The 22006-nt window shown below is 70.0% G+C and carries 21 protein-coding genes; 14 read left to right on the top strand and 7 right to left on the bottom strand.

What is annotated here, in order from left to right:
* Positions 1 to 50 precede the first annotated feature (50 nt).
* Positions 51 to 1877, top strand: coding sequence for a translation elongation factor 4 (gene lepA, locus Pka01_RS11335; protein ID WP_203882635.1), 1827 nt, complete (start codon positions 51 to 53; stop codon positions 1875 to 1877).
* A 108-nt stretch (positions 1878 to 1985) separates the two neighbouring features.
* On the opposite strand, the gene Pka01_RS11330 is transcribed toward lepA, so the two are convergent.
* Together Pka01_RS11330 and Pka01_RS11325 are read right to left on the bottom strand one after the other, a co-directional pair.
* A complete protein-coding gene (locus Pka01_RS11330) occupies positions 1986 to 3056 on the bottom strand; it encodes a sensor histidine kinase (protein ID WP_203882634.1) in 1071 nt (356 codons plus the stop codon).
* A complete protein-coding gene (locus tag Pka01_RS11325; RefSeq protein ID WP_203882633.1) occupies positions 3053 to 3535 on the bottom strand; it encodes a hypothetical protein in 483 nt (160 codons plus the stop codon). The genes Pka01_RS11330 and Pka01_RS11325 overlap by 4 nt, the downstream gene beginning before the upstream one ends.
* Before the next feature lie 144 nt (positions 3536 to 3679).
* Between Pka01_RS11325 and Pka01_RS11320 the strand changes: the two genes are divergently transcribed.
* On the top strand, positions 3680 to 4312 hold the full coding sequence (locus Pka01_RS11320) for an MOSC domain-containing protein (protein WP_203882632.1): 633 nt from the start codon (positions 3680 to 3682) through the stop codon (positions 4310 to 4312).
* A gap of 100 nt (positions 4313 to 4412) precedes the next feature.
* On the opposite strand, the gene Pka01_RS11315 is transcribed toward Pka01_RS11320, so the two are convergent.
* The gene (locus Pka01_RS11315; protein ID WP_203882631.1) at positions 4413 to 5684 is read right to left on the bottom strand and encodes a glycoside hydrolase family 18 protein; all 1272 of its coding nucleotides are present in this window, start codon (positions 5682 to 5684) and stop codon (positions 4413 to 4415) included.
* Positions 5685 to 5873: 189 nt separating this feature from the next.
* On the opposite strand from Pka01_RS11315, the gene hemW reads away from it, so the two are divergent.
* Positions 5874 to 7094 carry a radical SAM family heme chaperone HemW gene (gene hemW, locus Pka01_RS11310; protein ID WP_203882630.1) on the top strand — a complete coding sequence of 407 codons (1221 nt, stop codon included), beginning with the start codon at positions 5874 to 5876 and terminating at the stop codon, positions 7092 to 7094.
* 174 nt (positions 7095 to 7268) lie between these two features.
* Here the strand turns inward: hemW and Pka01_RS11305 are convergent, their stop codons facing one another.
* Positions 7269 to 8081: a DUF3097 domain-containing protein gene (locus Pka01_RS11305; protein WP_203882629.1), complete on the bottom strand. Its 813-nt coding sequence runs from the start codon at positions 8079 to 8081 to the stop codon at positions 7269 to 7271.
* A gap of 274 nt (positions 8082 to 8355) precedes the next feature.
* On the opposite strand from Pka01_RS11305, the gene hrcA reads away from it, so the two are divergent.
* From hrcA to Pka01_RS11290, 3 genes are read left to right on the top strand one after another with little or no spacing between them, the layout of a single operon-like run.
* The gene (gene hrcA, locus Pka01_RS11300) at positions 8356 to 9369 is read left to right on the top strand and encodes a heat-inducible transcriptional repressor HrcA (RefSeq protein WP_203882704.1); all 1014 of its coding nucleotides are present in this window, start codon (positions 8356 to 8358) and stop codon (positions 9367 to 9369) included.
* On the top strand, positions 9370 to 10503 hold the full coding sequence (dnaJ, locus tag Pka01_RS11295; protein WP_203882628.1) for a molecular chaperone DnaJ: 1134 nt from the start codon (positions 9370 to 9372) through the stop codon (positions 10501 to 10503).
* A gap of 18 nt (positions 10504 to 10521) precedes the next feature.
* Entirely contained in the window at positions 10522 to 11253 is a 732-nt protein-coding gene (locus Pka01_RS11290) for a 16S rRNA (uracil(1498)-N(3))-methyltransferase (RefSeq protein WP_203882627.1), read from the top strand.
* A gap of 22 nt (positions 11254 to 11275) precedes the next feature.
* On the opposite strand, the gene Pka01_RS11285 is transcribed toward Pka01_RS11290, so the two are convergent.
* Positions 11276 to 11902, bottom strand: a complete 627-nt coding sequence (locus Pka01_RS11285; RefSeq protein ID WP_203882626.1) for a hypothetical protein — start codon at positions 11900 to 11902, stop codon at positions 11276 to 11278.
* Entirely contained in the window at positions 11899 to 12378 is a 480-nt protein-coding gene (locus Pka01_RS11280) for a SigE family RNA polymerase sigma factor (RefSeq protein WP_203882703.1), read from the bottom strand. The genes Pka01_RS11285 and Pka01_RS11280 overlap by 4 nt, the downstream gene beginning before the upstream one ends.
* Before the next feature lie 246 nt (positions 12379 to 12624).
* Here Pka01_RS11280 and Pka01_RS11275 point away from each other — a divergent pair, with 246 nt between their 5' ends.
* From Pka01_RS11275 to Pka01_RS11240, 8 genes are all read left to right on the top strand, one after another.
* The gene (locus Pka01_RS11275) at positions 12625 to 12969 is read left to right on the top strand and encodes a histidine triad nucleotide-binding protein (RefSeq protein ID WP_203882625.1); all 345 of its coding nucleotides are present in this window, start codon (positions 12625 to 12627) and stop codon (positions 12967 to 12969) included.
* Positions 12970 to 13023: 54 nt separating this feature from the next.
* The gene (locus Pka01_RS11270) at positions 13024 to 14043 is read left to right on the top strand and encodes a PhoH family protein (protein WP_203882624.1); all 1020 of its coding nucleotides are present in this window, start codon (positions 13024 to 13026) and stop codon (positions 14041 to 14043) included.
* Between the two features lie 25 nt (positions 14044 to 14068).
* On the top strand, positions 14069 to 14545 hold the full coding sequence (ybeY, locus tag Pka01_RS11265; protein WP_203882623.1) for an rRNA maturation RNase YbeY: 477 nt from the start codon (positions 14069 to 14071) through the stop codon (positions 14543 to 14545).
* Positions 14542 to 15837 (top strand): hemolysin family protein, encoded by a 1296-nt coding sequence (locus tag Pka01_RS11260; protein ID WP_203882622.1) that lies wholly within the window; start codon positions 14542 to 14544, stop codon positions 15835 to 15837. Before ybeY ends, Pka01_RS11260 begins: the two co-directional genes overlap by 4 nt.
* 313 nt (positions 15838 to 16150) lie before the next feature.
* Positions 16151 to 16804: a hypothetical protein gene (locus Pka01_RS11255; protein ID WP_203882621.1), complete on the top strand. Its 654-nt coding sequence runs from the start codon at positions 16151 to 16153 to the stop codon at positions 16802 to 16804.
* The gene (locus Pka01_RS11250) at positions 16801 to 17136 is read left to right on the top strand and encodes a cytidine deaminase-like protein (RefSeq protein WP_203882620.1); all 336 of its coding nucleotides are present in this window, start codon (positions 16801 to 16803) and stop codon (positions 17134 to 17136) included. The genes Pka01_RS11255 and Pka01_RS11250 overlap by 4 nt, the downstream gene beginning before the upstream one ends.
* A complete protein-coding gene (gene era, locus Pka01_RS11245) occupies positions 17129 to 18040 on the top strand; it encodes a GTPase Era (protein WP_203882619.1) in 912 nt (303 codons plus the stop codon). Before Pka01_RS11250 ends, era begins: the two co-directional genes overlap by 8 nt.
* A 358-nt stretch (positions 18041 to 18398) precedes the next feature.
* Complete coding sequence (locus tag Pka01_RS11240) at positions 18399 to 21281, top strand: DNRLRE domain-containing protein (RefSeq protein WP_203882618.1); 2883 nt, start codon at positions 18399 to 18401, stop codon at positions 21279 to 21281.
* Positions 21282 to 21463: 182 nt separating this feature from the next.
* On the opposite strand, the gene Pka01_RS11235 is transcribed toward Pka01_RS11240, so the two are convergent.
* On the bottom strand, positions 21464 to 21943 hold the full coding sequence (locus tag Pka01_RS11235; RefSeq protein ID WP_203882617.1) for a hypothetical protein: 480 nt from the start codon (positions 21941 to 21943) through the stop codon (positions 21464 to 21466).
* Between the last annotated feature and the right edge of the window lie 63 nt (positions 21944 to 22006).

The following is a 22006-nucleotide window of genomic DNA, read 5'->3' as shown; positions in this document are numbered from 1 at the left end:
GCCGATCGGGCCACACCCACCTTTGTTGAACCTTGTTGAAACGGACTTCGGTGCGCACCCAGCCTGGCCAGACCGACCCCGCGTTGATCCGCAACTTCTGCATCATCGCGCATATCGACCATGGCAAGTCGACTCTCGCCGACCGGATGCTCCAGCTCACCGGCGTGGTCGACGACAGGTCCATGCGCGCGCAGTATCTCGACCGGATGGACATCGAGCGCGAGCGCGGCATCACGATCAAGTCGCAGGCCGTCCGGCTCCCGTGGGACGGCCACGTGCTCAACATGATCGACACCCCCGGCCACGTCGACTTCACCTACGAGGTGTCGCGGTCGCTGGAGGCGTGTGAGGGCGCGATCCTGCTGGTCGACGCCGCCCAGGGCATCGAGGCGCAGACGCTGGCCAACCTCTACCTGGCCATGAACGCCGACCTGCACATCATCCCGGTGCTCAACAAGATCGACCTGCCCGCCGCGCAGCCGGACAAGTACGCCGAGGAGATCGCCGGGCTGATCGGCTGTGAACCCGGCGACGTCATGCGGGTGTCGGGCAAGACCGGCGTCGGGGTCAAGGAGCTGCTCGACCACGTCGTGGAGCACGTGCCCGCGCCGGTGGGCGAGGCGAACCGGGCGTCGCGTGCGCTGATCTTCGACTCGGTCTACGACACCTACCGCGGCGTGGTGACCTACGTCCGCGTCATCGACGGGCACCTGTCCAAGCGCGAGCGGGTCCTCATGATGTCCACCGCGGCCCAGCACGAACTGCTGGAGATCGGCGTGATCTCGCCGGAGGCCGTGCCGTCCGACAAGGGCCTCGGCGTCGGCGAGGTCGGCTACCTGATCACCGGGGTGAAGGACGTCCGCCAGTCGCGCGTCGGCGACACGGTCACCAGCGCGACGAAGCCCGCGACCGACCCGCTCGGCGGCTACGACCACCCGAAGCCGATGGTCTACTCGGGCCTGTATCCGATCGACGGCGACGACTACCCCGAGCTCCGTGAGGCCCTCGACAAGCTCAGGCTGAACGACGCCGCGCTGGTCTACGAGCCGGAGACCTCCGCGGCGCTGGGCTTCGGCTTCCGCTGCGGCTTCCTCGGCCTGCTCCACATGGAGATCGTCCGTGAGCGGCTGGAGCGGGAGTTCAACCTCTCCCTGATCTCCACCTCGCCCAACGTGATCTACCGCGTGCTGATGGAGGACGGGCGGGAGCTGGTGGTCACCAACCCCTCCGAGTTCCCCGGAGGGAAGATCGCCGAGATCCACGAGCCGGTCGTGAAGGCCACCGTGCTGGCCCCCTCCGAGTTCATCGGCGCCATCATGGAGCTCTGCCAGGGCCGCCGCGGCCAACTCCAGGGCATGGACTACCTGTCCGAGGACCGGGTCGAGATCCGTTACACGCTCCCGCTCGGCGAGATCATCTTCGACTTCTTCGACCAGCTGAAGTCGAAGACGCGCGGATACGCCTCGCTCGACTACGAGCCGTTGGGCGAGCAGGAGGCCGATCTCGTCAAGGTCGACATCCTCCTGCAGGGTGAGCCCGTCGACGCCTTCAGCGCCATCGTCCACAGGGAGAAGGCCTACGCGTACGGCGTCGAGATGGCCAAGAAGCTCAAGGACCTCATCCCGCGCCAGCAGTTCGAGGTGCCCATCCAGGCCGCCATCGGCGCCCGGGTGATCGCCCGGGAGAACATCCGGGCCATGCGCAAGGACGTCCTCGCCAAGTGCTACGGCGGTGACATCAGCCGTAAGCGCAAGCTGCTGGAGAAGCAGAAGGAAGGCAAGAAGCGCATGAAGATGGTCGGCCGGGTCGAGGTGCCCCAGGAGGCCTTCGTCGCGGCGCTGTCCACAGACTCCAGCGCGGACAAGGCCAAGAAGTAACGCGCCGGCGGAACCCGGCACGATCGGACGGCCGGTGGTCGGCCGGCCGGCCCCGGTTGCTCCCGTCGGCCGCACCGGCGTGGTGACGTCGGCCGTGGCGCCGGGTGGTCACGCCGGCACCTCAAGGTGCACACGGAACACGCCGTCGCGTTCGCCCGCCTCCAGGCGGCCTCCGATCAGCTCGGCCCGCTCCCGCATGCCCGCCATTCCGTAACCGCTGCCGGGCGTACCCGGCGACGCGGCCAGCTCGTTGGTCACATCGAGCGAACACGACGCCGGGCCGAAGGTGAGCCGGACGTCCGGGGCGACGCCGGGTGCGTGCCGCCGTACGTTGGTGAGCGCCTCCTGGGCCGTACGGATGATCGCGAGCTCGGCCTCCGGATCGAGGCGGCGGGTCTCGCCCGCCATCGTGAGCTCGCAGCCCACCCCCGTCGCGGCCTGGAACTCCCCGGTCAGGGCGGAGACCGCCTCGGCCAGCGGAGGGACGTCCCCACGCAGTGCCGTGATCGCCCGGCGCGTCTCCTCCAGCCCCTGCTTGGCCATGTCCCTTGCCAGCTCCACCCGCTGCAGCGCCTCGCCGGCCCGGTCGGCGCGCAACAGGAGCCTGGCCCCTTCCAGGTGGAGGAGCTGGGCCGACAACGAGTGCGCGAGGATGTCGTGGATGTCCCTGGCGATGCGCGTGCGCTCCGCGAGGACGGCCTCCCGATCCTCGGCCGCGCGTGCCGCGAGGGTCGTCCGCCGCACGTAGGCGATCAGGTAGATGACCACACTGAAGGCGATCACCGCCCACGAGGCCTCCCGGCCCTGCGCCAGGTCGCCCACGGTGATCACGGCCAGCGCGGCCCCGGTGACCGGCAGGGAGTGGGCGGGCGGCAGTCGTACGGCGACGACGCCGATTGACACGAACACAGCGGTCAGCGCGGGGCCGTTGGGCGCGTTGATCTGGAGTGCGACTGCCAGGGCGACCATCGCGTACGCCGTCAGGAGCACGACGGGCAACGGGCGGGCGCGCCGCCAGAGGGACAGGAACACCAGTATCACGAAGGCGGCCGCGAGTAGTCCGTGGATCACGTGCAGCCAGGTGAACGCGGGTTCCGGCCGGTCGCGCACCACGGCGAGCGTGAACGCCGCCACGGCCGCGAGCCGCAACGCGGACATCATGCCGCGGGCCTGTTTCACCCCTCGACGTTAACCGCGAGCGCGGAGTCCATCGATCGTGCGCGGTGGGCGACCACCACGGCCTGGACGACGAGGGAGAGCCCGAGGAAGATCAGGATCGAACCCGTCTCGAAGGCCACCCCGGCGGCGCTTCCCACGGCCACGAAGCCGAAGCGCGCCGCGATCGCGACCAGCCAGGCGAGGATCGTCCATGCCGTGCCCCTGCGCCACAGCGTGCCCCGGGTGTCACGCCAGACCCGCATCGTGTAGGCGCGGACGATGCCGAGCGCGGCGCCGACGAGCAGTTCCGCCGTGAGCAGCGCGATGCTCATCGAGGCGTGCGCGGAGTCGACGAGATGTCCCTGGAGGACGCCGATGACGACGAGCACGAACGGCAGGGTGAGCGCGCGCCCCTCGTTGACGGGACGGACGCGCATCTGGCGGTAGACGGCGAGGGCGAGAATGGCGAGGGCCAGCACGGCGGCGAGCAGTTCGTTCATGGGACCCGACGTTATGGAGGGTCCGGGTGCCGGCGGATCGGAGCACGGGTGGAGATCCCAGGCTCCACCCGTGGGTGGGGATTCACACCCGGCTCGCGGAAAACCCGCTGGTCGTGGAGATGAGGATTCACTAGCGTCAGGATCATGCACATCGTCTCGGTTAACGTGGGCCGTGCCGTCTCCGCCGAATGGGCGGGCAGGCTCCGGCGGACCGCCATCGACAAGAGGCCGGCCGAGGGCCGCGTCGCCGTCCACGTGAACGGCCTGGCGGGGGACGAGCGGGCCGACCTCGTCAATCACGGGCACCCCGACCAGGCGGTCTACGCGTACGCGCGGGAGGACCACGACTGGTGGCAGGCCGAACTGGGCGGGGAGCGGGGCAACGGCTCGTTCGGGGAGAACCTCACGACGTGGGGAGCCGACGTGACGGACGCGCTCATCGGGGAGCGGTGGCGGATCGGGACCGCCGTGATCGAGGTGACGGCGCCCCGGGTCCCCTGCGTGACGTTCCGCGGGTGGATGGGGGAGCCCGGCTGGGTGAGGCGCTTCACCCGGGCCGCCCGTCCAGGCGCGTACTTCCGGGTCGTCGAACAGGGCGAGTTGGGCGCGGGCGACGCGATCGAGGTGATCGACTGGCCTCGTGACGGGGTGACGATCCGCGAGGCGTTCGCCGCCTATCACGGGGACAGGGACCTGATGCTCAGGCTCCTCGCCCATCCCGGTCACAGCGAGAAGTGGGACTGGATCGCGGAGCGGGTGCTCAAGAGCGGGTCGTGACACGGGAAAGGGGGCCGGAGCTCGACCCAGGAGCTCCGGCCCCCTCCCTCACCCGTCCGTGCTGCGGCGGACGGGCCCACCCCCGCAGGTGGTTCGGGGATCAGCGCAGCACGGAGTACAGCGCCGAGGTGAGGGACGCCTTGGCGTCGTCCTGGTCGATGGACCACAACATCGAGCCGCCGAGCCCCTTGAGCCTGATGTAGGCGGCCTTCTCGACCATGACGGCCGGGTCGTCGTAGGACCAGAACTCGTTGCCGTCGTAGAGCCAGAGCGTGCCGGTCAGCAGGTCGCGGTAGCGCTTGCCCGGCTTGTTCACGAGGTTCTTGTAGTCGTCGCTGCCGGGTGCCCAGGTGCCCGGGGCGGGTCCGGTCGCCGGAGCGTAGAGGCCGTTGCCCTTGGACGTCACGCCGGTCCAGCCCTGACCGTACGCGGGGACTCCCACGACGATCTTCTTGGCGGGAGCTCCGCGGCTCATGTAGTCGCGGACCGTCTGATCGACGCTGTAGCGGACGGGGTTGGGGTCACGCCGGTCGGTGAACAGATTGCCGTTGTGCCCGGTCTGGAGCTCCCACGAGCCGCGCAGGTCGTAGCCCTGGATGGTGGCGAAGTCGAGCTGGCTGAAGACCTTCTTGACCTCGAAGCCGGCGTCGATCTTGGTGGCCGCCGCGGGGAGGAAGGCGGTGAGCTCCGACTTCCGGTCGGCCGCCTTCATCTGGCGGCGCAGCTCGGTGAGGAAGAGCGTGAAGTTCTGCTTGTCCTCCGGGCGGATGATGTTGCCGTCGTTGCCGGAGGAGCCTGGCCACTCCCAGTCGAGGTCGATGCCGTCGAACACGCCGGCTCCCGCGCCTGCGGGCAGGTCGGGGAGGTTGCCCTTCATCCACAGGTCGACGCAGGAGGCGGCCAGCTTGGCCCGCGACGCGGGGGTGAGGACGGCGTCGGAGAAGTACTTGGATCCGGTCCAGCCGCCGAGCGAGATCAGGACCTTGAGGCCGGGGTGCTCGGCCTTGAGCTTCCTGAGCTGGTTGAGGTTGCCCTTGAGCGGCTGGGCGTCGGCGTCGGCGACGCCGTCCACGCTCTGCTCGGCGGGCACCGGACGCTGCCAGTCGGCCCAAGGGTCGGCGGAGTAACACGTGCCCTCGGGCCCCACGAACCCGAACGCGTAGTTGATGTGGGTGAGCTTGGCGGCGGCGCCGCTGGTCTCGAGATCCTTGACGTGGTAGTTCCGCCCGTAGATGCCCCACTGGATGAAGTAGGCGACCCGCTTGTAGCGGTCGCTCTTGCCTGTCTGGGCCTGGGCCGCGGGCGGCACCGCGACGGCCGCGAGGCCGACGGCGACCGTCGCGACGAGGAGGTTCTTCAGGAATCGGCGCACGTTGTGTCTCCTGCTGTCGTGTGGCACAACTATTAGGAAACTTTCTTGTAAATTGTCGCCGATCGTAGACCGGGGTGATCGGGCCGTCAATGGCTTCGCGGCGGCCGAGTTCGGCGGGACCCGCGTCGCGCGCGTGGCGTGGCGCCCACGGCGTCGTCGGCATGGCGGGACTGGCGGCAGACTGGAGGTGTGCCTTCCGCTCTTCCCGACGGCGATCCCGTCCCCGCGTCCGGCGGCCTGCCGCAGTCGGCGCTCGACGGGCTCGGTTCACGTCAGTTCGGCTTCTACGTGCATGTCCCGTTCTGCGCCACGCGGTGCGGCTACTGCGACTTCAACACCTACACCGCCGCCGAGCTCGGCCAGGGGGCGTCACAGCGCGACTACGCCGCGACGGCGATCGACGAGGTGCGGCTCGCCAGGCGCGTGCTCGGGGATGCCGCCCTGCCCGTGGAGACCGTGTTCTTCGGCGGGGGAACGCCGACCCTGCTGCCCGCGGCCGACCTCGTGCGGCTGCTCCGTGCGATCGACGACGAATTCGGCCTCGCGCCCGGCGCCGAGGTGACCACCGAGGCCAATCCCGAGTCGGTCGACCAGGCCTACCTGGAGGAACTCCGGGAGGGCGGCTTCACCCGGATGAGCTTCGGCATGCAGAGCGCCAGCGAGCACGTGCTCAGGGTGCTCGACCGCAGGCACACCCGGGGCCGGCCGGAGCAGGCCGTACGGGAGGCGAGGAAGGCCGGGTTCGACCACGTCAACCTGGACCTGATCTACAGCACGCCGGGGGAGACCGACGACGACTGGCGCGACTCGCTGGCGGCGGCCCTGGCGGCCGAACCCGACCACGTCTCGGCCTACTCGCTGATCGTCGAGGACGGCACCCGGCTGGCCGCGCGGATCCGCCGCGGCGAACTGCCGATGCCCGACGACGACGTGGCTGCCGACCGTTACCTCATCGCGGAGGAGATGCTCTCGGCCGCCGGTCTGGAGTGGTACGAGGTCTCCAACTGGGCGGCCGAACAGGACGCCCGCTGCCGCCACAACCTGCTCTACTGGACCGGCGGTGACTGGTGGGGCGTCGGCCCCGGAGCGCACAGCCACGTCGGCGGCACCCGCTGGTGGAACGTCAAGCATCCGGCGGCGTACGCGTCCCGCCTGGCCTCTGGGACCTCTCCCGGGCACGCCAGGGAGGAGCTGACCGCCGAGGACCGTGCGGTCGAGCGGATCATGCTGGAGCTCCGGCTCGCGTCCGGCTTCCCGCTGTCCGATCTGCCCCCGCAGGCGCGTACGGCGTGCGCCAGGGCGCTGGGGGACGGCCTGCTCGAGGTGGAGCCGTTCAAGCGGGGGCAGGCCGTGCTCACCCTGCGCGGACGGCTGCTCGCCGACGCCCTGGTCCGGGACCTGACGCCGTAGCCGGTGCGTGCATGATCACAGATGGTTTCTGTGCAGGTCGGGCAGGCTGTCGCCGAAGGCGTGCATGATCACCGCGAGGGTTTGCGCCGGTCGGGCGCCATGTCGCCGAAGGCGTGCATGATCACGGCGAGGGTTCGCGCCGGTCGGGCCGCCTCCGGCCGAAGGTGTGCATGATCACGCGGGGGGTTGGGCGGTGACGAAGTCGATCAGCTCTTCGACGCGTCCGAGGAGCTGAGGCTCGAGGTCGGCGAAGGTCTCGACCCGCCCGAGGATGTGCCGCCACGCCTCCTGCGGGTCCATCCGCCAGCCCAGGGCGGCGATCACGCCTTCCTTCCACGGGATCCCGCGAGGGACGTCCGGCCACTCCTCGATGCCGAGGGCCGCCGGCTTGACCGCCTGCCAGATGTCCACGTACGGGTGTCCCACGATCAGCACGTGGTCCCCGGTCACCTGGGCCGCGATCCTGCTCTCCTTGGAGCTCGGCACGAGATGGTCGACCAGCACCCCCAGGCGCCTGCCGGGTTCTGGGGCGAACTCCGCCACGATGGCGGGCAGATCGTCGACGCCTTCGAGGAACTCGACCACCACGCCTTCCACGCGAAGGTCGTGGCCCCAGATCTTCTCGACGAGGGAGGCGTCGTGCACGCCCTCGACGTAGATCCTGCTCTCCCTCGCCACCTTGGCGCGCAGGCCCTCCACCGCGATGGAGCCGGAGGCGCTCCGCCTCGCGCCCTGGGGCGCGGCGGCGGGCCGCACCAGCGTCACCGGCTTGCCGTCAAGGAGGAACCCGGCGGGGGCGAGGGGGAAGACGCGCCGCCGCCCGAACCGGTCCTCCAGTGTCACGGCCTCCTTGTCACAGGCCACGACGGCGCCGCAGAAGCGGCCTTCCGCGTCCTCGACGACGAGGTCGGGTTCCGCGGGGACCTTGGGGATCTGCCCCCGCCGGGGGCGCCGCCAGTCTCCGGAAAGCACGTCCTGCCCGTACATGCCGGGAACGCTAGCAAACGGCGGGCGTGCGCGGCGTGCGGTCGCGGGTGCTCCGGATCACGGGGCGCGGATCACGGGGCGCGCAACGAGATGCCGCGATCGGGCTCGGACCTCAGGAAGCGGGTATTTCAGTCTTGTGGCATAAGGGCGATCACCTGGTGGTCTGTCCATGGCATCGTCTGTGTTATCGCACCCCGTGAGCCGTGGCCGTACACTTGGCACTCGGGAACACAGAGTGCCAGAGCCCGTGTTCCTCGCACAGGGAGGTGACACATTGCTCGACGACCGCAAGCTGGCCGTGCTGCGTGCCATCGTCGAAGACTACGTGTCCACCAATGAGCCGGTGGGCTCCAAGGCCCTTGCCGACAGGCACAATCTCGGCGTCTCACCTGCGACGATCCGCAACGACATGGCCGCGCTCGAGGAGCAGGGGTACATCCACCAGCCCCACACGAGCGCGGGCAGGGTGCCGACGGACAAGGGGTATCGCCTGTTCGTCGACCGTCTCTCACAGGTGAAGCCGCTGTCGGGCGCCGAACGCCGGGCGATCGAGACGTTCCTCGCGGGAGCGGTGGACCTCGACGAGATCGTCATGCGCACCGTGCGCCTGCTGGCACAGCTCACCCGTCAGGTCGCGGTGGTGCAGTATCCGTCGCTGACCAGGTCGACGGTCCGGCACGTGGAAATCGTGCCCGTCGGCGAGCGGCGGGTCATGCTCGTGCTGATCACCAACACCGGCAGGGTCGAGCAGCGCGTGATCGAACTGGTCGAGGACGTGGCGGAGGACCGGATCGCGAACCTGCGGGCCGTGCTCAACACGTGCCTCGACGGCTGTGGCCTGTCCAGCGTCCCGGAGACGGTCGCGGAGCTGCCGGAACGGCTTCCACAGGAGGACAGGCCGGTCGCTGCGACCATCCTGTCCGTCCTCCTCGAGACGCTCGTCGAGCGGCACGAGGAGAAACTCGTCTTCGCCGGGACCGCCAACCTCGCGGCGGCCGACTTCAGCGTCGGCCTTCGCGACGTGCTGGAGGCGCTGGAGGAGCAGGTCGTCCTCATGCGCCTTCTCGGCGAGACAGGCGGACTGTCCGAGCTGACCGTGCGGATCGGCTCGGAGAACCCGTATACCGGACTTCGTGGCACCTCTATCGTGGCCGCGGGCTACGGTTCGGGCGACAAGGAACTGGCCCGGCTCGGAGTGCTGGGCCCGACTCGAATGGACTATCCCGTGACGATGGGTGCGGTGCGCGCCGTGGCGCGATACGTGGGCCAGATCCTGGCGGGGTCATAAGTGGCCCAGGACTATTACGCGACCCTCGGGGTACGCCGTGACGCCAGCCAGGAAGAGATCAAGAAGGCGTACCGCCGTCTCGCCCGGGCGCTGCACCCTGATGTGAACCCGGACCCGGAGACCCAGGAACGGTTCAAGGAGGTCACCCAGGCGTACGAGGTGCTCTCGGACACGAGCAAGCGCCAGATGTACGACCTGGGCGGCGACCCCTTCAGCAGCGGCGCGGGCGCCGGTGCGGGCGGCTTCGGCGCCGGGTTCCCGTTCAGCGACATCATGGACGCCTTCTTCGGGTCCGCGGGAGGCTCGCGAGGACCGCGATCCCGGGCCCGGAGGGGGCGCAACGCGACAATCCGGGTCGAACTCGACCTCGCGGAGTCGGGGTTCGGCACCACGCGTGAGCTGGTCGTGGACACGGCCGTTTTGTGCGAGGTCTGCCAGGGTTCCGGCGCGGCGGCGGGCACCCACCCCGACACCTGTGACATGTGCCACGGACGCGGTGAGGTCTCGCAGGTCACCCGGTCGTTCCTCGGCCAGGTCATGACCTCGCGTCCCTGCCCGCAGTGCGGCGGCTTCGGCAGCGTGATCCGCCACCCGTGCATGGAGTGCTCCGGCGAGGGCCGCGTCCGCACCCGCCGTACGATCAAGGTGCGCATCCCCGCCGGCGTCGAGGACGGCACCCACATCCAGCTCGCGGGTGAAGGCGAGGTCGGCCCCGGAGGCGGACCCGCCGGCGACCTCTTCCTGGAGATCGTCGAACGCCCCCACCAGATCTTCGAGCGGCGCGGCGACGACCTCCACTGCACCGTGCAGATCCCCATGACGGCCGCCGCCCTCGGCACCTCGCTCACCGTCGAGACGCTCGACGGCGCCGAGGAGATCGACGTGCGCCCCGGCACGCAGGCGGGACAGGTCATCCCCCTGTACGGCAGGGGCGTCCAGCGGCTCAACGAGACGGGCCGCGGCGACCTGCTGATCCACGTCACCGTGGAGACGCCGACCAAGCTGGACCCCCAGCAGGAGGAACTGCTCAAGGAGCTGTCGAAGCTGCGGGGCGAGGAGCGGCCACCGGGCAAGTTCACGCCCGGGCAGCAGGGCTTCTTCTCCCGGCTGCGAGACGCCTTCAACGGCCGCTGACCCCATGGTGAGCGGCACATGAGCGTTCCCGTGTTCCTGGCCGACCGGGCCGACCTCGAGGCGGACCGCGTCGTGCTCGGCGGCCCGGAGGGGCGGCACGCGGCCGCCGTCCGCAGGATGCGCGCGGGCGAGCGGATCGACCTCACCGACGGCGCCGGGTTCGTCGCCGAGTGCGTGGTGCTCGACGCGGGCAAGGACTCGGTCGCCGCCGAGGTGGTCGGGCGTCATCACGTCGATGCGCCCGCGCTCCGCCTGGTCGTGGTGCAGGGCCTGCCGAAGGGCGACCGTGGCGAACTCGCGGTCGAGATGATGACCGAGGTCGGCGTGGACGTCGTCGTGCCCTGGGCGGCGGCCCGGTGCGTGACCCAATGGAAGGGCGACCGCGCCGCGAAGGGGACGGCCCGCTGGCGGAGCACCGCACGTGAAGCCGGCAAGCAGGCCCGCCGTTTCCATCTCCCCGAGGTGACGGAACAGGCCACGACCGGCCAGGTCGCGGAACTGATCTCACGGGCGGCGCTCGGGATCGTCCTCCACGAGGAGGCGGAGGCCCCGCTGACCGGACTCCCGCTGCCCGCCGAGGGCGACGTCGTGATCGTGGTCGGCCCCGAGGGCGGTGTCACCGGCGAGGAACTGGCCAGGTTCACGCAGGCGGGAGCCGTACCGGCCCTGCTGGGGCCGACGGTGTTGCGGACCTCGACGGCGGGGGTGGCGGCCGCCTCGGTGCTGCTGTCGCGCTGCGGGCGCTGGTGACGCCCTCAGGCCGGCGAGGTCGTCAGGAGGCCGGCGCGGTGTCGTCGACCGCCGAGTTGGTCGTGGCCGTCTCCGTGGGTGTGGGAGTCGGCGTGGGCGTGGGGGTGTCGGACGGCGTGGGGGTCGGCGACACCGTCGCGGGCGTGGTCACCGGGGGCGTGGGCGTCTGCTGCTCCGGGGGGCAGGACGGTGGGGCGGGGGTCTGACCCGCGCCGCGCGTCGCGCAGGGCGACGTCTTGGGCGGGGTCGGCCGCACGCTCGTGCTCGGCTTGTGCGAGGGAGTCGGCGACAGCTGCGAGTGCGGCGTCGCGCTCGGGGTGATCACGGGGGTGGGAATCGTGCCCGCGGGGGGCCGTCCCGTCGAGGAGGTGTCGGGAAGCTCGGTGCCGTCGGCTCCCGCGACCGAGATGCCCGTGCTCTGGCTCACCTGGGTCCGAAGGTCGGGGACCAGCATGACGACCGTGCCGGCCACCAGGACGGCCCCGGCTACGGAGACTCCGGCTCGCCACCAAAACGTGCCCCGCAGGCCGCGCTTCTCGATCCGGCCGCGGATGATGTTCAGTCCCTCGGGAGACGGCACGACGGAGTCCGCCTCCGCGCGCATGGAAGCGCGGAGCAACTCCTCGAAGTCGTCGTCGGGGAAGGTCATGAGAACTGCTCCAGTGCCATCCGTAGTGCGGCCATGCCGCGGGCCGTGTGACTTTTCACCGCGCCCTTGCTGATTCCCATCGCGTTGGCGATCTCAGCCTCGGACAGGTCGCCGTAGTAGCGCAGGACGAGCGCCTCCCGCTGCCGTGTGGGCAGGCCGCGAAGTGCCTCGATCACCGCCGTGCGCTCCAGTTCGCCGATCGCGCCGTTCTCCGCGCTCGGCGCGTCGGGCAGGCCCTTGGGGGCGTATCTCTCGACGACGGCACGATGGCGCAGCACGGACCGTGATCGGTTGACGACCGACTGGCGGAGGTAGGCGAGTGCCTTGTCGGTGTCGCGAAGCCGTCGCCACGCGCCATGAATGGCGACGAAGGCGTCCTGCACGACTTCTTCCGCGCTGGCCACATCACGGACCAGCAACACCGCGAGACGCACCAATGACCGATAGTGAGCGCTGTACAGCGCCGTCACGGCCATGTCGGCATCCCACCCGACGGGCACCGCCCCCAGCGACCTGTCGGCCACGAGGGTTTCGGTGGTCACGTCAGTAGGACGCTCGTCACTCCCGGGAAGTTTACGTTCTTCCGAATCATTAGGGGGCATGACCCAGTGGTGTCCTCGCCCGACACTAGGGGTGTTTTTTCGGTGCAGTGTCGCACACACAGACTATCTACGGGGATCTTTCCACGGCATCACTGATTGGCAACGGCTACTCTGTCGCTCGTGACCGACTGCCTGTTCTGCAAGATAGCGGCCAAGGAGATTCCCGCGGAAATCGTCCTGGAAACCGCGCGGGCGCTGGCGTTCCGCGACATCAACCCCCAGGCCCCCACGCACGTGCTGGTGATCTCCAAGAGCCACCACGCGAACGCGGCCGCGCTGGCGGAGGCCGACGACGGCCTGGCCGACGATCTCCTCAAGGCGTGTCACGCGGTCGCCGTGCAGGAGGGCGTGGCAGAAACCGGCTACCGCGTGGTCTTCAACACCGGCCCGGGTGCCGGGCAGACCGTCTTCCACGTCCACGCGCACGTTCTCGGGGGCAGGAGTCTCCAATGGCCGCCGGGGTGAGCGGCTAGCATGACGGTAGGAAAAGAGGGAGGCGAGCAGGCCGTAGGGCCGCCCATGTCCGAATCACAGGAATTCCATAAAACCCAGGCCAAGGTGGTCATCCCCGATGGGCAGCCGATGGTCAGCCTGCTCGGCTCACGCGACGAGCTGCTGCGGGTCATAGAGAAGGCCTTCCGCGCCGACATCCACGTGCGCGGCAACGAGATCACCGTCACCGGCAGCCCCGAGGAGAGCGGGGTCGTCGTGCGCCTGTTCGAGGAGCTGGTCGAGCTGGCCGCCTCGGGCGCGGTGCTCACGCCGGACTCGGTGGAGCGCAGCATCGCAATGCTGCGGATGACCACCGACCGTCCCGCAGAGGTGCTCTCACTCGACATCCTCTCGTCGCGCGGCCGGACGATCCGGCCCAAGACGGTCAACCAGAAGCGGTACGTCGACGCGATCGACAAGCACACGGTCGTCTTCGGCATCGGTCCCGCCGGCACCGGCAAGACCTACCTGGCGATGGCCAAGGCCGTCAAAGCCCTGCAGAACAAGCACGTCAACCGGATCATCCTGACCCGGCCAGCCGTCGAGGCGGGGGAGCGGCTGGGGTTCCTGCCGGGCACCCTCTACGAGAAGATCGACCCGTACCTGCGGCCGCTCTACGACGCCCTGCACGACATGCTCGACCCGGACTCGATCCCGCGCCTGATGGCCGCGGGCACGATCGAGGTCGCGCCGCTGGCGTACATGCGCGGGCGCACACTCAACGACGCCTTCATCATCCTCGACGAGGCGCAGAACACCTCGCCCGAGCAGATGAAGATGTTCCTGACCCGGCTGGGCTTCAACTCGAAGATCGTCGTCACGGGTGACGTGACCCAGATCGACCTGCCCGGCGGCCAGGAGAGCGGCCTCAAGGTCGTCCAGACCATCCTCGAGGGCATCGAGGACATTCATTTCAGCAGGTTGACCAGCGCCGACGTGGTACGTCACCGGCTGGTCAGCGACATCGTGGACGCGTACGGACGTTATGACGCGGCGATCGCGTCCGAGCCCCGCGAGATCGCCAAGCGATCCAGAGGCAGACGATGACGAACGCGCGTGTGAAGGAGATCCGGTGAGCATCGAGGTGGCCAACGAGTCCGGCGTCGAGGTCGACGAGTCGGCACTCGTCGAGCTGGCCGGTCACGTGCTCGGACGCATGGGCATCCACCCCCTCGCCGAGCTGTCGATCCTGATCATCGACGAGGCGGCGATGGCCGTCCTGCACGAGCAGTGGATGGGGGAGCCGGGGCCGACCGACGTCCTGGCCTTCCCCATGGACGAGTTGCGGCCCAACTCCGGCGGCGGTCGCGAGGACGACGCAGCCGCCGATCCCGCGCTGCTCGGCGACGTGGTGCTCTGCCCCCAGGTCGCCGCCAAGCAGGCCGCGGAGGCCGGGCACGGAGCCCAGGACGAGCTGGAGATGCTCTGCACCCACGGCATCCTCCACCTGCTGGGCTATGACCATGCGGAACCGGAGGAACACGCCGAGATGTTCGGCCTGCAGGGCGAACTGCTCGAGGCGTGGCGGGAGGTGCGGCGGAAGCCGTGAACAACGGCTGGCTGATCTCGGCCGTCATCCTGATCGTGGTCGGCGGCCTGCTGGCGAGTGCGGAAACGGCTCTCACGCGCATCTCCAGGGTGCGCGCGGAGGAGTTCGTCAAGGAGGGCCGCCGCGGCGCCGTGCGCCTCCAGGCGATCGTCGCCGACCCGCCGCGCTACCTCAACCTGCTGCTCCTGCTCCGGTTGAGCTGCGAGCTCGTGGCCACCGTCATCGCCACCCTGCTGACCGTCGACTGGCTCGGCGACCAGGGGCAGGCGTACGCGGTGGCGGCCGCCATCATGATCGTGGTGAGCTACGTCATCGTCGGCGTCTCCCCGCGCACCCTCGGCCGGCAGCACGCCGAGCCGGTCGCGCTGGCGGGCGCCCCGATCGTGTACGGCCTGACACGGATCTTCGGGCCGCTGCCGACGCTGCTGATCCTGCTGGGCAACGCCCTCACGCCGGGCCGGGGGTTCCGGGAGGGGCCGTTCACCTCCGAGGCCGAACTGCGTGATCTCGTCGACCTCGCCGAACAGCGCAGGGTGATCGAGCCCGACGAGCGGGAAATGATCCACTCGGTGTTCGAGCTGGGCGACACGCTCGTGCGCGAGGTCATGGTGCCGCGCACCGACATCATCTTCATCGAGCGCGGCAAGACGCTGAGCCAGGCGCTGTCGCTGGCGCTGCGCAGCGGCTTCTCCCGCATCCCCGTCGTCGGAGAGAACGAGGACGACGTCGTCGGCATCGCGTATCTCAAGGACATCGTCAGGCGGATACAGGACAACGGCGACACGGGCGCCCGGGTCGACGGGTTCATGCGCCCGGCCACCTACGTCCCCGACAGCAAGCCGATCGACGAGTTGCTGCGCGAGATGCAGGCGCGGCAGATCCACCTGGCGATCGTGATCGACGAGTACGGCGGCACCGCCGGCCTGGTCACGATCGAGGACGTGCTCGAGGAGATCGTGGGCGAGATCGCGGACGAGTACGACCAGGAGGCGCCCCGGGTCGAATGGCTCGACGGCGGTGCCGTACGGGTGACGGCGCGGCTGCCGATCGACGAGCTGGGCGAGCTGTTCGACACCGAGATCGAGGTCGAGGACGTCGACACCGTGGGCGGCCTGCTGGCGCACGCGCTGGGACGCGTGCCCATCGCGGGCTCCGAGGCCACGGTCGGCGGCCTCAGATTGACGGCCGAGACCCTGGCCGGGCGCCGCAACCGCATCAGCACCGTGGTGGTCCGGCCGATCAAGCAGGCCTCCGAGGACGACGTCGTCAGGGCGTCGGCCGAGCGGGAGTAGCCGTGCCGATTGCCGGATTTGTGTCGCATGCGGCATCGGCGGCAAGCGTCCGTTAAGCGTTCTGCAAGTCGGCTGGGCCACAGTTCTCGCAAGGCGTCCGGGAGGGGTTCGGGACGCCGAAAGGGGGGAGGACCGGCGCGCCGGAAGGGGTTCGCGGCGCACCGGCACCCTCGCTCGGGGGTCGTGGGGGCTCTCACCCGGCCGGAACGGGTGGGAGCGCCCATTTTCATCACTGTTCGTCGTCGCCCGTCACTCCTGGTGGTTGTCGATTTCCGTCCGAGGGAAGGAACGGGTCGGCGGAGGAGACGACGGTATGCGGATCATCCACGCGGCCCTCGTGTGCGGGCTGATCGCGATGACGGGAGCGTGCGGGACCGAGGACGTGATTCACGCACGCGCGAGATCCACAGCCGAGACCGTCCGGATGCGCGCCGCGCTCGCCACCATGGAGACCCTGCCGGCCGGATTCTCCGATCGGGCCAGAGACGGATGGCGACCCCCGTTCCGGCCGAAGAAGCCGGCGTGCCGGGTGCTCTTCGACGCCGTGGCGGGAAAGCCGCCCCTGGACGGCCTCGGCGGCACGGCCGCGGTCACCTACCAGGGTGACCGCATAGGGGAGCTGGCCGGAGTCGGGCTGGCGGTCTATCTGGGAGGCCAGGCCGCGGACCACCTCGAGGAGCTGCGCGAGGCCATGGGGGAGTGCGTCACCGCCCAGAGTGGCGGCGCCGGAGGGCGGGACCGGCTGGTGTCCTCCGAATTCCCGATCGAGGACGTCGGCGACGACGTCGAGGCCCGCCGGCTGACCGGCCGCGTCGGGGGATACCCGTACGAGATGCATCTGGTCGTCGCGAACGTCAACCACACCCTCGTCGCCCTCGTCCACGCCGGCCTGGCGCCGCCCGACGCCCGCCGTACCGAGGAACTGGTCCGGTCGCTGGTCCGCGAGGTCGGTAGCCTTGACCCGTGACAGAGACGCTGGACCCCGAGGACGCAAAGATCATCACACTGGCGCGTTCGGTCCGCGCCCGTAACGGCTCCACCGAGGGAGCCGCGGTGCGCGACGAGACCGGGCGGACATATGCCGCGAGCGGGGTCGACCTGCCCTCCCTTCAGCTGACGGCGGTCCAGGTCGCGGTGGCGATGGCCGTGACGAGCGGTGCGAAGGCCCTGGAGGCGACCGCGCTGGTCACCGAGGCGGACGGCCCGGCGGAGCAGGACCTGTCGGTCATGGAGGACCTCCACAACGGGACGCTCCTCCTGGCCGGGCCCGACGGCTCACTGAAGGGCCGGCATGTCTGACCCGAGCGCCGACTTCCACGCAGGGTTCGCCTGCTTCGTCGGCAGGCCGAACGTCGGCAAGTCGACCCTGATGAACGCGCTCGTCGGCACGAAGGTGGCGATCACCTCGTCGAAGCCGCAGACGACCCGGCGGGCCATCCGCGGCATCGTGCACCGCCCAGAGGCGCAGCTCGTGATCGTGGACACCCCCGGCTTCCACCGGCCCCGCACGCTTCTCGGCGAGCGGCTGGACAGCCTCGTGTTGTCCACCCTGACCGAGGTCGACGTGATCGGCTTCTGCGTGCCGGCCAACGACCCGATCGGCAAGGGCGACAGGTTCATCGTCGAGAAGCTGGCCGCCGTGAAGAAGACCCCGGTGGTCGCGGTCGTGACCAAGTGCGACCTCGCCTCGCGCGAGCAGGTCGCCCGTCAGCTGCTCGCGGTGTCGGAGCTGGCCGAGTTCGCGGAGATCGTCCCGGTGTCGGCCGAGAGCGGGGAACAGCTCGACGTGCTCGCCGACCAGCTCATCGCCCGCCTGCCCGAGTCGCCGCCGCTGTACGCCGGGGGCGAGCTGACCGACGAGCCGGAGCAGATCCTGGTCGCCGAGCTCATCAGGGAGGCGGCGCTCGAGGGGGTCCGCGACGAACTGCCGCACTCCATCGCGGTCGTGGTGGAGGAGATGGGGCCGCGTGAGGGCCGCGACGACCTCCTGGACATCTACGCGTTCATGTACGTGGAGCGGCCGTCGCAGAAGGCGATCGTGATCGGGCCCGGCGGCTCCCGGCTGAAGGACGTCGGCACCCGTGCCCGGCAGCAGATCGAGGCGCTGCTCGGCAACCGCGTCTATCTCGACCTGCGCATCAAGGTCGCCAAGGAGTGGCAGCGCGACCCCAAGCAGCTGCGCCGCCTGGGCTTCTACGACTGACGCGCCCGCGTGGCCGCCCGGCCACCGCGCCGACACCGAGGGACGACTCCGAGGTCGCCGACAGTTCACTGTGTGATCATCGTCACATCGTGCCCGGGGGAGCGGCCGCGGGGGCTGCTCGGATGCCGAGGGCGAGTGCCGTTCCGATGCCGGGCAGGGCGTTAACCGTACGCTCACCAACCGATTGATCGTGACTATCGTCCGATCCGTTCGATCCGTTACAGGCTTACTCGTGGGATCACAGAAAGTGGCTTTACGGCTGTTAGTCACGTTCCATACGATCAGTGCGTTTTGTCGCTCCTGATCTTGTAACGGGGTTTGTGTGCGTTCATCCTGGCTACGGCCTATTTCCCCCAAATTGGCAACGCATCGAGATCATCTGCTCTCCGGGCGCCGACCGGCCGTCCGGAGAGCCGCCGCGAGCCTGGCGGCGTTCACCCTCGTCATGACCTCGGCGGTCGCGTTCGTTCCGGCGGCGGCCTCCGCGACGTCGGGCGGACCGTCGAAGGCCGGCCCCCAGTCCGGCTCCCAGTTTGGCCACGTGTCCGCGATGGACGAGGCGTCCGCGTCGGCACTGGCACGTTCCACGGGCACGGAGGTGGCCGTCGACGGCGCGACGACGTCCTCGTCACGGACGGTGGCGCTGCCGGACGGCTCGTTCCGGCTCGAGGTGTCCAGCGGGCCGACGCGCGTCCGACGGTCCGGCGGCTGGGTGGACATCGACACCACCTTGGTGAAGTCCGGCGGAGCCCTGCGCCCCCGCGCCTCGGCCGCCGACCTCACGGTCGGCTCCGGTGGCGCCGCGCCGTTCGCGCTCCTGCGGTCGGGCGCGAGCGCGTACGGACTGTCGTGGCCAGCGACGCTGCCCGAACCGGTCGTGCACGGCGACACCGCGACGTACCGAGGGGTGCGTCTGCCTTCGGGCCAGCCTGCCGACCTGGCCGTGACGGCGCTGAAGACCGGGTTCGCGCACACCGTGGTCCTGCGGGACCGGCCGGCGCGGCCGGTGGAGATCCGGCTGCCGGTCGTGAGCGCGGGCGGCGTGCGGCTGACGCTGGACGCGCGTACGGGCTCGCTTGAGCTGCGGGATCCCGCGGGCAGGCTGGTGGCCTCCGCGCCCGCTCCTCAGATGTGGGACGCCTCGAGCGACGCGGACGGCGACTCCGCCATGGTGCGGGTGGACGCCGCGGTGGAGGACACCGCCGCGGGACAGGCGCTGGTGCTGCGCCCGGACATGGACTTCCTCACGTCCCCCGATCGCCGTTATCCGGTGACGATCGACCCGACGACGTCGCTCTACGCGGCGACCGACGTGTGGACGAGCAACGCGTCGTCCGTGACCCGGCAGGGGTCGGACGTGCTCAAGGCCGGGCACAAGGCCGAGTCGCGGCGCTGCCCTGACGGGTGCACGGCACGGTCGTACCTGAAGTTCGGCGCCTCGTCGCTCGTGGGCACGCGGATCGTGGACGCCGACCTGTGGCTGTACTCCTGGCGTGCGTCCAGCTGCACCGAGGGCGCGGGCCTGGAGGTCAGCCGGGTGACCGGCGAATGGGACCCGGCCACGCTGACCTGGTCCGCACAGCCCCCGGTCACCACCGCGGACGCCGTCACCAACCGGGAACGGCACGGCCACTCCGCTGCCTGCCCCGCCGACTACATGGGCTGGGACATCGACTCCATCGTCTCCGCATGGGCGGCGGGCGCTCCCGACTACGGGCTCCGGCTGGCCGCGGCCGACGAGAGCGACCCCGACTCGTGGGCGAAGTTCTACTCGGCGAACAAGTACTCCGGCGCGGACGCCCGCGAACCCCGGCTGATCATCACGTACGAGAACCCGCCTCCGGCGCCTACGGCCGCCGACCTGTCGTCCGACCCGGGCGGAGCCTGTGCGACCGACGCCGCGGCTCCGGCTCTGTCGAGCACGGCCACGCCCATCCTGACGGCGGTTCTGCGCGACCCCGACAACCGGGTCGGGGGGACGATCGAATGGTGGGACGGCCAGACCCTGAAGGGCAGCAGGAACTTCCCGCCCATCACGAACTCGCGGATCTCGTCCGGGTTGCCGTTCTCCGCGACGGTTCCCGCCGGGTCGTTCACCGACGGGCAGACGATCGCCTGGCGGGCACGGTCGTCGGATGAGAACGCGACGTCGGGCTGGTCGGCCTGGTGCCATCTGAAGATCTCCACCGCGTCGCCGGGAGCGCCGCAGGTCACGTCCGCCGATTACCCGGACGACGGGCAGGCCCACGGCGGCGTCGGCAAGCCGGGTGACTTCACCTTCACTCCGGGCAGCCCGGATGTGGTCGCCTACGAGTACACCTTCGTAGGCCAGGCGCCGGTGACCGAGAGCGTCGCACCGGGCGAGTCGCTGACGGTCACATGGGCTCCGGCGAGCGTGGGAAGCCAGACCCTGCAGGTGCGTAACAGGAACGCGGCCGGCCGCTGGAGCTCACGGGTGAGCTACGGGTTCAGCGTGGCGGCGGGCGGCGGGAACGGAGGACCGGGCGGTGGTGAGTTCACGCTGAGCTCCTACTGGCCGTTCGACGAAGGAAGCGGCACGAGCGCGGCGAACGCCGTACCGGGGGCTCCCGACATGACGCTGCGGTCGGACGCGACGTGGCAGCCGTCGTTCGAGGACGGCGGCCTGGGCGGACGGATGGGCGCATCCGACCTGGTCGTCGACGCGCAGTCCGGCGGTTATGCCGACACGTCGAGCGGAGCCGTCTCCACCGGCGGCTCGTTCTCGGTCATGGCCTGGGCCAAGCCCACTGTGTTGCCGGAGACGCCGGACGACCGCATGGTCGTGGTGAGCCAGTTCGGAGAGACGAACACCGGCTACAGCATCGAAGAGCGGATCAGTCCAGACGATCCGGAGCCGATCGCGCGCTGGGCGCTGGTGACGTCCGGAGGCGATTCCGACGGGAAGGTCGTGGTCTGGTCGTCCGACCCCGTCGACCCGTGGGGGTGGGCACACCTGACCGCGGTCTACGACGCGGTGAGTCACACGGCACGCCTGTACGTGGACGGCAACTGCTCCGAGGCCGTTCCCGGAGTCGGGCCGATCGCCGGCTGCCCGCCGATCGATGCGCCGGACATGATCGACGCAACCGGGCCGGTCACCGTGGGCCGGGGGCAGACGGGATCGGCGCCGGGCCGGTACTTCACCGGCGACATCGACGAGGTCCGCCTCTACGACGGAGTGGTCTCCCAGACGGAGATCGCACAGCGGCAGGTCTCCTGACCCACGCGCCGGCGTTTCTCACACGTGGCACGCGGCGGGAAAGTGTTCCCGCCGCGTGCCCCGGCTCAACGCCTGGGTCTATGCCGCGTGGGTGTCGGTCCCGCGCAGGATATATAGATCATCGCCGAACACAGCCGAGATCTGGATCTGGCCGCCGAGTACAGCTCTTCCGCTTGGGGGATTCAGCGGCGGCGGATGAGGGAGGCGGCGGCCAGCACGGCGACGACGACGGAGGAGAGCAGGCCCGCGAACCAGCCGTACTCGATCGTGGGATGGACGTCGACCAGCCCCGGGACGCGGAAGTTCAGCCGGTCGGCCAGGTCCTGGGGGTCCATGAGGAACATCGCGAGGGAGAAGGCGGCGACCGCGCCCGGCAGGATCGCGAACCCGGTGAACAGCCAGCTCCGCACCACGCCGAGGACCCCGAGTAACATCGCCACCAGCCCGGCGACCATGACGGCCCAGCCCGCTCCGTCGCCCACGCCGCGCACCACGTGGCCTACCTCGGTGTCCAGCACGTTGAACCGCGCCGTCACCCCCGCCCACGGCAGCAGCGCCGTCACGGCCAGTGCGAGCCCGGCGATGATCACACCGATGGCAAGCAGCAGACTGGGGGTGCTCCGGCCCGGCATTCCGTAGCCGGGCAGGGTGGGTTCAGACACGATCACCAGGCTACGGCCCGACGTCCACCACTGGTGTCCGTTGCGGCATGGCAGGCACCGATT

The sequence above is a fragment of the Planotetraspora kaengkrachanensis genome (genome assembly GCF_016862895.1).
In the GTDB taxonomy this organism is placed as follows: domain Bacteria; phylum Actinomycetota; class Actinomycetes; order Streptosporangiales; family Streptosporangiaceae; genus Planotetraspora; species Planotetraspora kaengkrachanensis.
This window is presented reverse-complemented; position numbering and strand designations above follow the sequence as displayed.